Here is a 14175-nt window from a genome sequence, read left to right as displayed (position 1 = left end):
CGGGTTAGACGGCGAGCTTGGTGAGCAGGTTCTCGAAGAACGCCTCGCACGCGGTGATCTGTTCGAGTTCGATGAACTCATCCGGTGCGTGGGCCTGGGCGATGTCGCCGGGGCCACACACCACCGTGGGGATGCCGGCGTTGAAGAACAGTCCTGCCTCGGTGCCGTAGGTGGCCTTGTCGGGACTGGGCAGGCCACCGAGTTCGGCGGCCAGTGCCACGATGTCCGCGTCTTGGGGGGTGTCGAGTCCCGGGGTCTGCGCCAGGACCGTGAATTCGATGCCGACGTCCTGTTGCTGCTTGCGCATCGTGGCTTCGATCCGCCTGGCCTCGGCACGGAAGCGCTCGATCAGTTCCGTGGGGTCATCGGCCCCGATGGAACGGAATTCGAAATGCAGGGTGCATTCGGCAGGAATGGTATTGACCGCGATGCCACCGGAAATCTTGTTGACCGTGGTGGTGGTGTACGGAACGATGAATGCGTCGTCGAACGGGCCATCTGCCTTGAAATCCTGGGCCATGGATTCGACGAAGCGGGTGAATTCGGCCGCGGCGGTGATGGCGTTGACGCCCTGTGGGGTCAACGACGAGTGGGCCGCGATGCCGCGGAAGTCCACGCGGATGACGTTGACGGACTTGTGTCCGCGGACCACGCGCATGCTGGTGGGCTCCCCCACGATGGCGGCGCGCGGCTTCAGGCCGGTCTCGGTGATCGCCGAGACCAGATCGACGGCCCCGATGCAGCCGACTTCTTCATCATAGGAGAAGGCCAGGTGCAGCGGTTCGGAGAGTTTGGCGGCCACCAGATCGTCGAGCTTGGCCATGATGACCGCGAGGTAGGCCTTCATGTCGCAGGCGCCGCGGGCGTAGAGCTTGCCGTCGCGGATGTCGGGGGTGAAGGGCTCGCTGCTCCACGACTGTCCGTCGACCGGGACCACGTCGGTGTGCCCGGAAAGCACGATGCCGCCGGTTCGGGTGCCGTCTGCTGCCGGGATGGTGGCCAGCAGGTTGGCCTTGTCGCCTTCGGCATTGTGGATGAGGGTCGAGGTGATGCCCAGGGCGTCGAGGCGCCCGACGACGTAGTCGATCAGTGGGAGGTTGCTGTCCCGGCTGGTGGTGTCGAAGCCGATGAGTTTGGTGAGTTCGGCCATGGTTGTTGTCTGCGGTTGTGCTGGCATTGCTGCTCCTCGGGGACGTGCTGGCCATCGGGCTGCCGATGGCCAAATCTGAAGGGGTTCATGAAAAGTCTCCCACTCGGACCGCCGCGCGTCGCGGCGGCGCGTCATAAACCTTCGCGCCCGCGCACGACCTCGAGCCGGGAGCCGGACATCCGATGGTCGGCTCCCGGCGCCGTGGGTGAACGGCACGGCGCCCGACGGCCCGCGGTGTCAGCACGGCGGAGCCCGCAACCAGCGCCACATGCACCATCGTCCAAAGCTACCCGGGATGGCCCGGGGATGACAGGGGGTGCGCGGGATGCCGAACAGTAATGAAAGCGCAAGGAAAGTGCCGCGTTGAAGAATGTGCGTTTGTCACTGCGAACCCGGGAGAAGCAAGCCATGCCAGATGAATATCCAGAACCAGCAACGGCCACGAAGGCCTCGACGGCGCCCGGCCAAGCACAACCCGGCGCATCATCCCCCGCGCCTCTGGGCCGGGCACGCATGGTCTGCGTCTGCCTCGCCCTGCTGCTTGAGGGCATGAGTTCCTCGAGCATCAACGTGCAGATCGCCGCGATCCACACGGATCTGGCACTGGACGCCGGTGAAATGCAGATCGTTGCCAGTGCCTTCCTGCTCAGCTATGCCGGGTTGCTCCCCCTGGCCGGGCGCCTGGTCGATGCGTGGAACCGCCGCGCGGTCTTCCTGATCGGCGTCGGACTCTTCGGGCTCGGCTGCCTGGCCTGCGCGCTTGCCGGTTCAGTGCTGTTGCTGGGCGCCGGTCGCTTCATCCAAGGTGCCGGTGCGGCACTCAGCGCCCCGGCCGCACTAGCACTCATCACCGCGGGGTTGGCGGAATCGGCCCGGCGCAACCGGGCGATCGCCCTGTACGGGGCGATGGGTGCCGTCGGGTTTTCGCTGGGACTGGTGCTGCCTGGCGCGGTGGTCACGTTGTTTGGCTGGCGGGCGAGTTTCCTGCTCTTCCTTCCGGTGGTGCTGCTGGTGCTGCTGGCAGGTTCCTCCGTGAAGGTGGCGGCGGTTCGCGTGCGCCAGCGCATCGAAGTGCGCTCAACGCTCTTGCTCACCGGCGCGTTGATCCTGTCGGTGCATCTGCTCGGGGCGTTCACCACCCTTGCGATGCCGTGGCTTGCAATCGAAGCCGTTGCCCTGCTGGCCCTGGTCGGTCTGCTGCTGTTCCGCAGCGGTCCTGCCCTCTTTCCGTCCGCGGTGATCCATTCCCCGCGCATCCTGGCCTCGTGCCTGGGCCCGTCCGGGGTGTTTGGTGCGGTGGTGGCCTCCATGTATGTGCTCAGTCTTGGCCTGGTGGCCCGTGGCGGCGCCGACGCCTTTGTGGTGGGCCTGCTGATCCTGCCGCAGCCGCTGTTCTTCAGCCTCCTCTCCGGTGCGGGCGCGCGGATGGTCACCCGTTTCGGTGCCCCGTGGGTGTTCACTGCCGGGGCGCTGCTTCTGGCCGCCAGCCTCGTGTTCCTGGGCATCGTCGGCCTGAGCGCCGATCCCTGGATGGTGGTGTTGCCGTCGATGGCGGGCGTGGGCGCGGCGCTGGCTCTATGCTTCCCCGCGGCCTCGATCGGGGCGGTAGATGCCGCACCCGAGGAGTTCCGTGGAACCGTCGCGAGCCTGCTCACCACGTTTCAAAACGTCGGCGGTGCCGCGGGACTGGCCCTCGTCACGGTGTTGGCGATCGTGCCCCGGGGGGCCAACCGCATCGGCATCGAGCCCGGGATGCTGGTGTCCGCGGCGGTCCTGGTGCTGGGGATCGGCGTTGCCGCGTGCGTCGCGGGCATCCCGGCCACGGGCGTGCGGAATCACCGATCCGCGGCCCCGTCGGTTCGGGGCAATCGTCGCTGGTAGCGCTCGGCCGGGAGCCTACCGGGCTGGCTTCGCCGGGGATCGCGCGGGGGCACCGGGAAGGACGTGGACTGCGGGAGCCGTGCGCAGCCCGGCGAGGGCGCGCCGCAGCTCCGCTTCCCGGGCGGGACAATGATGGCTCCGGGCGAGATCGATGGCCTCGAGGTAGTGGGTCCGGCTCGTGTGCGGATCGGTTGATGCAACAAGTTCGGCCCGTCCCCGCAGCTGTTCCAGGAGCAGGTCCAGGTTTCCGGTGCAACGGGCCTGGGCCAGCGCCGCGTCATGGTGCCGGCGGGCCTGCCGGGCATTGCCGGTGAGGGCGTAAATCCGTCCGAGGGTGCCGTGGGCCCGGGCCTCGGCGACCTGGCTGGCCTCCAGCCGCCCCTGGTCCAGGGATTGCTGGGCCAGGGACAATGCCTCGTCGTACGCTCCGCGGCCGATGGCCAGGCGGGTCAGCCCCCGCAGTGCCAGTTGAAGGGTTCTGCGGAACCCGTGGACGAGCGATATTTCTAGTGCCTCGCCGTAGCTGGTACCAGCCTGGGTATCGCGGCCGAGCCTGCCCTGCAGCTCGCCGATGTTTCCCAGCGCAATGGCGGTCCGGGCCTCGTCGTGTTCGGCGCGCACCAGTTCGAGGGCGCGGGAGAGCAGCGCAAGCCCCTCTCCGGTTCGGCCCGAGGCATCGGCGGCAATGCCCAGGTCGTGCAGGGCCAGGGATGCACCGAGGCGATCGTGGGTTTGGCCGCTCAATTCCAGGGCACGACGATGGTGGGCTTCTGCGCCCTCCAGATCGCCGCGGTCCCTGCACAGCGATCCCAGGAGTTGTTCGGCGTGCACTTCCGCGGCAGGGTCCCGCGCCCTGCGGGCGCGATCGCGGTTCTCTTCCTGCAGGCGTTGCGCCTCCACCCCGTGGGACTGCGTCCACAGGAAAAGTTCGAGGCTCTGTGATAGTTCGACCAGCCGGTGTCCGTTTCCGGTGTCGGCCGAACCCGCCAGCGCCTCGAAGGAGGGCCTTTCGGCCTCCAACCAGGCGACCGAGGAATCCAGTTCCGTCTGTCGCGCGGCAGCGGGAGTCCCCGGCAGGTTCCCTCCCGCCGGGCCGGCCATGTCGATGGCCAGCGAGGTAACCGAGCCGTAATAGTCGATGAGCCGCGAGATCGCGGTTTCGCGTTCGGCCACCGCGAAGCTGCGCAGCGCAAGTTCGAGGGTGTATTCACGCAGGAGCCCGTGCAGCCGAAAACGCCCTTGCGCTGTCCTTTCGACAAGGTTTGCCCCCACCAGCGTCTTGAGCAGGCGGCGGGCCACCCGAAGGTCGATCCCGGCGAGGGCCGAGATGGTCTCAGCATCCGCGTCGGGACCGGGCAGGAGCCCCAAATGGGCAAAGAAGCGCGCTGCGTCCGGCGGCAGCGTGCCGTAGGACCAGGAGAAGACCGCGCGCATATCTGTCTGGGGGCCGGTGCCCAGCTCCAGGTGGTCGAGTCTGGATCGTTCCTGCCTGATTTCCCGCACCAGCACTCCAAGGTTGCTCCCGGGACGTGAGCGCACCTGTTCGCCCGCCAGTCGAAGCGCAATCGGCAGCCGGGCGCAGGCCTCCACGAGGGCGCTGGCTGCCCCTGCATCCCCATGCACCTGCTCGCCGGCCACGCCGACGAGCAATTCCAGGCTGGCGCTGTGTCCGAGCCGTTCGAGGTGCAGCGAATCGGTTCCGTAATGCACTGCAAGTTCGGGCAGCGAATCCCTGCTGGTCACCAGGACGAAGCAGCCGCCGGTTCCGGGCAGCAGTTCGCGGACCTGCGCCGCGGAACGGGCGTTGTCGAGCACGATCAGCATCCACTGCCCGTCAACGAGGCTTCGAAACAGAGCCGCGCGTTCACCGACGTCCATGGCAGCAAGATCGGTAGTGCCGCCGCCAATGGCCCTGATGAACGAGGCAAGCACACTGCCAGGCTCAAGCGGTGCATCGGCGCTGTAACCGCACAGGTCGGCGTAGAGCTGTCCGTCGGGAAAGTCCAGGCGCCGGCCCCGGGCCCACGCGATGGCCAGTGCCGTTTTGCCCACTCCCGCTGTACCCGTGACGGTGCATCCGGTCGGCTTGCCAGCCCGGGGGCTGCGAGCCTCGAACAGCGCGTCCAATGTCCCGAGGTCCGTTTCGCGGCCGAACAACTCGCCGGATCCGCGTGGGAGCTGCGCGGGCACCACCCGGATTCGCGGCGCCGCCGCGGGATCACCACCGAGGACGCCTTGGTGCAGGCGCCTCAGTTCCGGCCCCGGTTCCAAGCCAAGTTCCTGCACGAGCACCTCGCGTGTGCGCCGATACACCTGTAGCGCCTCGGCCTGCCTTCCGCAGCGGTACAGCGCTGTCAACAACATGCCCTGGACGTGTTCGTTGAGCAGGTGCGCCCGAGCCAATTCCTCAAGTTCGGGAAGGATCGCCAAGTGTTGCCCCAGCGCGAGCTCGGCGTCGAAGAGTTGTTCCTGGACACCCAGGCGTTGCTCCGTCAACTGATGACGTTCTTCGTCAAGGATCGGATGGTCCAACTCGGCAAAGGGCCGTCCGCGCCAGCAGGCCAGGGCGTCGCGCGCATGAGCCACCGCTGCGGCCGGGTCCGAAGCGTGCAAAAGCACGTCGGCGGAGGTCCTGAACCGTTCGGCGTCAGACTCGTTTTCCTCGAGATGCAGCTCGTAACCCTGCGGCCCCAGGCTGATCCGATCGGCAGCACCCAGTCGGGTCCGTAGTCGGTGCACCAACAGCTGGAGCCGGGCGGGGGCATGCGCATCTGGCGGATCACCCCACAGGGCCTGGGTGAGCACATCCACCGAAACCCCCCGGTGTCCCCGTGCCAGCAGCAGCGCCAGCAGGAGCCGCTGCAGTCCTCCCTGTGGTGTGATATCCGCCGCGTCCAGGGAAACCCTCATGGGGCCAAGTACCTCAAACCGCATCCAACCACCTCCGCCTAGGTTACCTCGCCGTCCCCTCCGGGGGAATGCGTGCGCGGCTCGCTTCGGTGCGGCCGGCATGTTCGCCGCTAACTAGGTCGCAAGCACGGCTCCGGCGAGCACCTGGAAAGCGGCGTACGCGCCAGAGCAGGGTCGGAACGCTAGGAGCAAGAAGTCCTTCCTCGAGGGTGGTGGCCTCAAGCCCGGTGAGCGGCTCTTCAGATTTTCTACGAGCCACAGCCGATTCCTCCGAGCTGGCCATTGGGGCTGGCTCAAACCTGAACGACGACTTGGAGCGCGAGCCAGATGGAAATGGCTCCTACCGTGGTCCAGAGGACGATGGAGATAGCTTGCCAGAGCAGCACCCTAGCTCGGGAAGTACCGCCTGCGACGAGCATGGCGGCGGTGAACTGGCCGGGGATCGCCAGGGGGCCGAGGATGCTTGCGCCTGGGACTCCGTATTGGTCGAGCCACTTCTTGAGGCGCAGGCGGCCCTTCGACTCGAGCTTCGCGGGCGGGGCTTCCATCGTGGTCACGGTTCCTGCACTGCCAGCGGTGGCATCTGCATGGCCTGCCTGGCGGTTCATGACGGCGGTGCGTGCCCGGGAACTGAGTAAGACAACAAGTGCCACGCTGAGGAGATTTCCCGCCGCTGCAAAGATCGCAGCGATGATCGGGTTGATGCCGCCGACGATGCCGATAATGGCTGCTCCTTCACCGTCGATGAAGGGTATGGCACCGGCGAGCATAACGATGAACGGTTGGATGAGCTCGGGGACCTGGCCCACGAGATCCTGGAAGTTGTTGACGAGTTCCTCGAGGGGATTCATGAGGACCAGCTCCTTGAAATGGTGGATGTAAGCCAAGATATTTCTCGACTGATTCCATTAGAAACCGTGTTCTCAGCACATGGTCAAGTCCAGACAGAGCTAGACCTCAGCCGCTTTCCCCGCTCTCATCATCAGCGCCGTCCAGCTGTTCCTGGGCCAGGACAGTCGCACGACCGAACACATCGAGCTGAGCGGGGTTGTACAGCTCCACCAGCGCTTCGAAGAAAGTCTGCTGGGTGAGGTGTTCACTCTGCGACAGGTGCTCCCCCGGATCGTTTATCCAGGGATAGGCAATCATGTTCCGCGCAAGATCTGGCGCAAGCTGTTCGGCAAGCCGTTGTCTGGTCGCATCGTCTGCATCCGCGGGGAGCGCATCGATTTCGGCGCTGACGGCCTGCGTGTCCGTCTCCACCATCTTGAGCAGGTCCGCAAGTGCATCCTCGTCGTAGAATTGCTTGGTGATGTGGATGATCGAATTATCAGCTTCTGATAGCCGTGAGGCCACTGATTCGAAGCCCGCGGGCGCGTCGGCCGGCGCGCTGTCACGCAGGATGGAGGCGATGTCCGATCGCGCCTGCTGCAGGCGTTCGATATTCGCAGCCAACTCCGCGTCAAGTTCCCGCAACGCATCCGGCGTGCTGTCCCCACCCGCGCCAACCTCACCAATTTGTGATAGCGGCACACCTAGGTCCACCAGACGTCGGATGCGCAGAACACGCACCAGATGCCGCACCTCGTATTCCTTGTAGCCGTTGTATTTGCGCTCAGGCACGTCGAGCAATCCCAACCGGTGGTTGTGCCGGATAGTGTTCACCGTCGTCCCCGCCAGATTGGCGAGCTCACGAGTACTCCACGCCACCTTCGACTCCTTAGAATGGAACCCATCCTACCGATCGGTGCGACCCGGACCACGAGATTGCTCGGAAATCAGACATCCCTCGGACACCCTGAAGACGCCTGGTTCTTGTGCCGATTGTCCCTCAACGTCCGAGCGAAATAAGTGGCCTTCGCACTACATACATCTCTCGCCGCACTGCCACTACGTGCCTCAAGCGCGACCCCACGCGCACTTATTGTTGAGTCTGGAACCAACACATTTATGCCTCGGCGTATGCCACTGTGTCGCCGAAGGTCCGGTGTTCTTCAATGCGCTCGGAGGGACCCTGGCACCCTGATCCCGGGCAGCTGGGCAGCGATATCAGTTGGGTTTCCGCTGAGGCTCCGGGGCCGCGCAGCATTCGTCGCAGAAGCAAGCTCTGCGAACCCGGCCGCCCTGGCAGCACGGCCAATATCGGCTGTGACCTGCTCCGCGGGTGCCCGAGTGCCGATGATCCAGGGCGTTTCGGGAAGCCTTGGCCTTCTCCCTGCCAGGGGTACCTGGTGGGTGGCGTCTCGGCGTCTAGAAGTTTCCGCCACTAGTGGGCCAGCAAGGGATATCCCTTGCCGTGACCACCACATAACACGCAAGTTGGTGATGGCCCAAAGGCCGGTCTGTTGATAAACGCGAGTAATCTTTCCGCTGATAGGAACGATGCTGCCCGGCACGATCTGCTCGTAGCCGATCGCGCGGGGACGGAGGAACGGTGCAACACTGCCGAACAGAATTCCTCGTTCACACACGACGAGCCGCTCCCCCGCAAGCATCAGGTATATGAGTACCCAGATGATGAGGAAGGCGAACGTCGGAACTATCGCGAGCAAGAATGTCTCTGCCGGGTTGATGAGCGTTATTGCGCTCATGCCGACCCACGCGGCAACAAATCCGAGTGTTGTTCCGCGGTTTGGTCGGTCATGGTGAATCGCGACTACCTCACCCAACTGATTGCGGTGCTGACGCGCTGCCGAATGTGAACCCATCAACTCGGCAACCCCGGCAAAACCGCGGAGCTCGGGTCTACGACAGGCCCATGCGGTAATAGTGCGCTGGTCACACCCAGATGAGTGGAATCATCGACGAATCCGGTGCGCTCGGCGGCATCGGTTTCCAGCAGCACCTGCGGATGCGTGCGGGCGAAGGTGGGGAAGCCGGACGGCAATTTATGCGCAGCATTGGCGATGAGCCATGCAGCCTGCGCGCCGGCCATTCCGGCAGCCTGGGGAGGACCCGCAGGCCCCTCAATGGTGTCTCCGATGCCAGTCACCGGATCCAAGACGGCACCGATTTGCTCAGCAAATATCGTCATGACTTGAATCTATCATTGCAAGATCAGGCGATTCCGGGCCGAAACGACCGACTCCTTCACCCAGGAACACGCCACCCAGCGGAATCTCGATAGAGCCCGCTGGAGAGGACTCCACTCGACGTTAGCTATGCAATGCCCTCGGCCGGATGCGGCATCAAGAAGCAAGAAACCGCCATGCGGAATCCAACTGAAAAATCTCTGACCCAGGTACTTGACTAATAGTTGGTATCGCTACTGATACCTGATGTTTGTGGGCCCTACCGGGATCGAACCGATGACATTCACGGTGTAAACGTGACGCTCTACCAGCTGAGCTAAAGGCCCTTGGCACTACTGAATTCGTTTGGTTGATATACCGCCCGAAGAGTTCGTGACAAGACTATGACTTTGGCAATGTACCCGCCCGCGCTGTCGAAATAGACGCAAAGATTCTTCGACAACAATTAGGTGAGTAGGTCCATCGCCTCTCGGTAGCGCGCGATGTTGCGCGCCAGATGGATAGGTGAACTAAAGGAATCCACTACACGTCCCTCCGCTATGAGGAAAGTGTGCCGCGTTGCCGCGCCGGACTCGTTGTTGAAGGCTCCGTAGCTGTTTGCCACGGCGCCATGTGGCCAGAAGTCGGCCAGCAGATCAAACCCGAAATGGGCCTGATCCGCATAGGTTCGCAAGGTAAATTTATGATCCACCGAGACAGCCATGATTCGGATGCGGCGTCCGGCAAATTCCTGACGTACTTTTTCCAATTCCTCCAGCTCCGACCCGCAGACCGCGGAAAACGCGAACGGGTAGAAAACCAGGAAGTAGGCCTGCTCGCCCAGCAATCGGGACTCGATGAGTTCACCGTACTGGTTGGAAAGGGCGAAGCCCGGAGCTATTTGACCGGCCCTCGGCGCAGGGAACGTGTCCCCCGTCGCCGGTGTTGGGAAATCCATTGCGCTAGTTCTTGCGGCGCGCAACAAGCCGTGTGGCTGACCAATCTTCGGAAACACCCTCGGTGTTTGTTACATGAAGGCCCGCTGTGGGTGCGTCTGCCTGGATGGCTGCCGGAGACACGTAACCATCTCGACCCGATTTCGGGGTCAGGAGCCATACGACCGCATCATCATCGAGGCTTACCAGCGAGTCAACGAGGGCATCGATCAGATCCCCGTCGTCGTCACGCCACCAGTAGATGATTCCGTCGACTACCTCGTGGTCTTCCTCTGTCAGTAGTTCTGAACCCACTGCGTCCTCAAGGGAATCGCGCAGATCAAAGTCCACATCGTCGTCGTACCCGAGTTCCTGTATCAGGTCCCCGTCTTTGAAGCCCATTTTCTGTGCGGCTTCGTGCTTTGCCGGTGCGGCGTCGCTCACGTCACTCCTCCTGCTGCTGTATAGCGTCTGGTACCAACCAAACACCCTTTTTGTAATCCCATCAAGCGCAACGCCTCCAACACGCCGAAATAGTGACAACATAGACCCGCATTCGGCTATGAGCACATTCGCCATGTAACTTCGAAAGGTCGCATGTGTTGGGCCCGGATACGTTTTGGGTACTCATGCGCATTAGAGTGTAACCGGCGGTCCGCGCCCAACCACCCTTGGGGAACGGGCCACACCTTTGGCGCTAGCAACGCCACTGTGGGTTGTGTGCGCTAATTTGCGCCCAACGCACAGTCCCCGCTGTACCCCATAACGAGGAGAAGATGGACGTGGCTGTAGAGGAACATATTTCTCACATCCGTAGTGGCCTGACGAGTCAGTTGCCCGACAGGGATCCGGAGGAGACCGCTGAATGGATCGAGTCCTTCGATGATCTGGTCGAAACACAGGGCACCGAGCGTGCCCAGTACATTGTTCGTTCACTGCTACAGCGCGCAGGCGCTAAGAGTGTGGGCGTCCCCATGGTTACCACCACGGACTATGTGAATACTATTCCGGTGGACCAGGAACCTGAGTTCCCGGGTGACGAGCAGATTGAACGACGCTACCGAGCTTTCATGCGCTGGAACGCTGCTGTCATGGTGCACCGCGGCCAGCGCCCGGGTGTTGGGGTCGGTGGACATATCTCCACCTACGCCGGTGCCGCAACCCTGTATGAAGTGGGCTTCAACCACTTCTTCCGCGGCAAGGAGCATTCCGGAGGTGGTGACCAGGTCTTCTTCCAGGGCCACGCCTCCCCGGGTATGTACGCCCGCGCATTCCTCGAAGGACGCCTGAGCGAAGAAGACCTCGATGGGTTCCGCCAGGAGAAGTCCCGCGAGGGTCATGCCCTGCCGTCGTACCCGCACCCGCACTCGTTGCCGGACTTCTGGGAATTCCCCACGGTTTCCATGGGCATCGGTCCGATGAACGCCATCTACCAGGCGCAGTCGAACCGCTACCTGCAGAACCGCGGCATCAAGGACACCAGCGACCAGCAGGTGTGGGCTTTCCTGGGCGACGGCGAAATGGACGAGCCCGAGTCACGCGGCCTGCTCCAGCTGGCAGCCAATGAGAAGCTGGACAACCTCACCTTCGTGGTCAACTGCAACCTGCAGCGCCTCGATGGACCGGTCCGCGGCAACGGCAAGATCATGCAGGAACTCGAGGCATTCTTCCGCGGCGCGGGCTGGAACGTCATCAAGGTTGTTTGGGGCCGCGAGTGGGATGCCCTACTCGACAAGGACGAAGACAACTCGCTGGTTGACATCATGAACCAGACCCCGGATGGCGACTACCAGACCTACAAGGCTGAAAACGGCGCCTTCGTCCGCGAGCACTTCTTCGGCAAGTCCCCGCAGACCAAGGAAATGGTTGCGGATCTGACCGACGAGCAGATCTGGAACCTGAAGCGTGGCGGCCACGATTACCACAAGGTTTACGCGGCCTACAAGGCAGCCACGGAGTTCAAGGGCAAGCCCACGGTCATCTTGACCAAGACGGTCAAGGGCTACGGCCTGGGCCCCCACTTCGAGGCGCGTAATGCTACGCACCAGATGAAGAAGATGACGCTGGAGGACCTCAAGGCCTTCCGCGACCACTTGCGCATCCCGATCACCGACGAGCAGCTCGAAGCCGACCCGTACATGCCCCCGTACTACCGTCCGGAGCAGGACTCGGCCGAGTACAAGTACATGATGGAACGTCGCAACGAGCTGGGCGGATCTGTTCCTTCGCGCCGCAACAAGTCCAAGGAGATTCACCTCCCCGAGGACAAGGCCTACGAAACCGCTTCGCGCGGATCGGGCAAGCAGCAGGCGGCCACCACCATGGCCTTCGTGCGTCTGCTCAAGGATCTGATGCGCGATAAGGAATTCGGCAAGCGTGTTGTTCCGATCGTGCCCGATGAATCACGCACCTTCGGCATGGATGCCTTCTTCCCGACCGCGAAGATCTACAACCCGGCCGGCCAGAACTACCTCTCGGTTGACCGCGAATTGGTTCTCGCCTACAAGGAATCCCCGGCCGGACAGTTGATCCACCCGGGCATCAATGAGGCCGGCGCCGTCGCGGCATTCACCGCGGCGGGCACCTCGTATTCCACGCACGACGAGCCGTTGATCCCGATCTACGTGTTCTACTCGATGTTCGGTTTCCAGCGCACCGGCGACGCGTTCTGGGCGGCCGGAGACCAGATGACCCGCGGGTTCATCATGGGTGCCACTGCCGGGCGCACCACGCTGACCGGAGAGGGCCTGCAGCACGCTGACGGCCACTCCCCGATCCTTGCCTCCACCAACCCCGCGGTCATCACCTACGACCCGGCTTACGGGTACGAGATCGGCCACATCGTGAAGGCCGGCCTGGAACGCATGTACGGCGGCAAGCACGAGGACCCGAACGTGATGTACTACATCACGATCTACAACGAGCCGTACCAGCAGCCCAAGGAGCCAGAAGACCTCGATGTCCCCGGCATCCTGGGTGGCATCTACCAGGTCTCCCCGGCCACCATCGACGGTCCGCGTGCCCAGCTGCTCGCTTCCGGCGTGGCGGTGCCGTGGACCATAGAGGCTCAGCGCATGCTCGCCGAGGACTGGGGCGTGTCGGCAGATGTCTGGTCAGTCACCTCGTGGAACGAGTTGCGCCGTGATGGTCTGGCGTGCGAGGAGCAGTCGTTCCTGGATCCGACCGCCGAGCCGCGCATCCCGTTCGTGGCACAGCAGCTGGCCGGAGCCACCGGCCCGATTGTTGCGGTCTCGGACTACATGAAGGCCGTTCCGGATCAGATCCGTCAGTTCGTGCCCAACGAGTTCGCTACCCTCGGCGCCGACGGGTTCGGTTTCTCCGATACCCGCGAAGCCGCACGTCGCTTCTTCAAGATCGACGCGCACTCGGTGGTTGTTCGCACGCTGCAGATGCTGGCCAAGCGCGGAGAGGTTGACGCCTCGGCGCCAGCCGCCGCCTTTGCCAAGTACAAGCTCGATGACGTGACAGCCGAGGCCACGGCTATCGCAGGAGCAGACGCGTAGCGGTTTGTAGCCCTGAGTAACAGCGGTGGCGCGTATCCCCTTTTGACGGGGATACGCGCCACCGCTGTTTGGGCTCACGATCAGGTGCCGGCCGGCGATTAGGCCCTGGCTGGGGCACTCACCTGGGTGCCGTCTGCTGCAGCGGGGACTCATCGACCTCCGGTATGTCTTCGTGCTGATCCTCGCCGAGGCCGACCTGCGTTTCAAGCAGGGTCTCGGCCTGATCCGCCGAAATTCCGAGCGACAGGCCAATCTCCGTGACCAGCGGCTTTTGTGCTTCCTTCAACATCGATTTCTCCATCGGAGACAGGTGGCTCCGGCTCCGGCGACGAATCAGGTTTCGGACCACCGCCGCTGCGGCATAGATGTCCCCTGTCCGCAGGTTCTCCTGCGCGTCCTTGGTCCGCCGAGCCCACTGCTCCTCCTCCGGGTCGGATGGTGCCCGGAACACTTCAAACAGCCGCTCGACTTCCGCCTGGTTGAAGACCGCACGCAGACCAACGGATTGGGCTTGATCCATGGGCACCCCCACGATGAGGTTCGTCTCCTTGATTTCCAGGATCAGGTAGCGGGACTCGACCTTCCGGATGGTTCGGGTGGTGATGGATTGGACCCTGGCGGGCCCGTGGTGCGGGTGGACGATGGTCTGACCTTCGATGAAATTCATTTGTTGTTGCCTTCGCGTGGAAGAGAGGCCATGCCCGACGTCAGCGAGCGAGCTCGCACGAGCCCGCCACTGCCCGACAGTCGTCCCGCTCGATCCA

General features: G+C 63.5%; 10 protein-coding genes and 1 tRNA gene. 2 read left to right on the top strand and 9 right to left on the bottom strand.

The features are described from left to right. Nucleotides 1-4 precede the first annotated feature (4 nt). Nucleotides 5-1177, bottom strand: coding sequence for an acetylornithine deacetylase (gene argE, locus ADIAG_RS11290; protein WP_007271497.1), 1173 nt, complete (start codon nt 1175-1177; stop codon nt 5-7). A 381-nt stretch (nt 1178-1558) separates the two neighbouring features. Between argE and ADIAG_RS11285 the strand changes: the two genes are divergently transcribed. Further along, nucleotides 1559-3031, top strand: a complete 1473-nt coding sequence (locus ADIAG_RS11285; RefSeq protein ID WP_007271496.1) for an MFS transporter — start codon at nt 1559-1561, stop codon at nt 3029-3031. A 15-nt stretch (nt 3032-3046) separates the two neighbouring features. Here the strand turns inward: ADIAG_RS11285 and ADIAG_RS11280 are convergent, their stop codons facing one another. The 7 genes from ADIAG_RS11280 to ADIAG_RS11245 form a co-directional block, all read right to left on the bottom strand. Continuing rightward, nucleotides 3047-5941, bottom strand: a complete 2895-nt coding sequence (locus ADIAG_RS11280; RefSeq protein WP_051059909.1) for an AfsR/SARP family transcriptional regulator — start codon at nt 5939-5941, stop codon at nt 3047-3049. Between the two features lie 293 nt (nt 5942-6234). Then, complete coding sequence (locus ADIAG_RS11275) at nt 6235-6792, bottom strand: hypothetical protein (RefSeq protein ID WP_007271494.1); 558 nt, start codon at nt 6790-6792, stop codon at nt 6235-6237. Nucleotides 6793-6898: 106 nt separating this feature from the next. Then, nucleotides 6899-7651, bottom strand: a complete 753-nt coding sequence (locus tag ADIAG_RS11270; protein WP_007271493.1) for a helix-turn-helix domain-containing protein — start codon at nt 7649-7651, stop codon at nt 6899-6901. 997 nt (nt 7652-8648) lie between these two features. Beyond that, nucleotides 8649-8975 (bottom strand): hypothetical protein, encoded by a 327-nt coding sequence (locus ADIAG_RS11260; RefSeq protein WP_007271491.1) that lies wholly within the window; start codon nt 8973-8975, stop codon nt 8649-8651. A gap of 251 nt (nt 8976-9226) precedes the next feature. After that, a tRNA-Val gene (locus ADIAG_RS11255) sits at nt 9227-9299 on the bottom strand. Between the two features lie 119 nt (nt 9300-9418). Next, nucleotides 9419-9910, bottom strand: coding sequence for a redoxin domain-containing protein (locus ADIAG_RS11250; protein ID WP_007271490.1), 492 nt, complete (start codon nt 9908-9910; stop codon nt 9419-9421). A 4-nt stretch (nt 9911-9914) separates the two neighbouring features. Beyond that, the gene (locus ADIAG_RS11245; RefSeq protein WP_007271489.1) at nt 9915-10331 is read right to left on the bottom strand and encodes a DUF3052 domain-containing protein; all 417 of its coding nucleotides are present in this window, start codon (nt 10329-10331) and stop codon (nt 9915-9917) included. Nucleotides 10332-10663: 332 nt separating this feature from the next. Between ADIAG_RS11245 and aceE the strand changes: the two genes are divergently transcribed. Continuing rightward, complete coding sequence (gene aceE / locus ADIAG_RS11240) at nt 10664-13411, top strand: pyruvate dehydrogenase (acetyl-transferring), homodimeric type (RefSeq protein WP_085940369.1); 2748 nt, start codon at nt 10664-10666, stop codon at nt 13409-13411. 118 nt (nt 13412-13529) lie between these two features. Here aceE and ADIAG_RS11235 read toward each other — a convergent pair whose 3' ends face one another. Continuing rightward, nucleotides 13530-14078 (bottom strand): CarD family transcriptional regulator, encoded by a 549-nt coding sequence (locus ADIAG_RS11235; protein WP_007271487.1) that lies wholly within the window; start codon nt 14076-14078, stop codon nt 13530-13532. Nucleotides 14079-14175: the final 97 nt, after the last annotated feature.

Source organism: Paeniglutamicibacter gangotriensis Lz1y, assembly GCF_000348945.1.
In the GTDB taxonomy this organism is placed as follows: domain Bacteria; phylum Actinomycetota; class Actinomycetes; order Actinomycetales; family Micrococcaceae; genus Paeniglutamicibacter; species Paeniglutamicibacter gangotriensis.
Note: the sequence above shows the minus strand (reverse complement) of the source record. Positions and strands in the feature narration are given on the sequence as shown.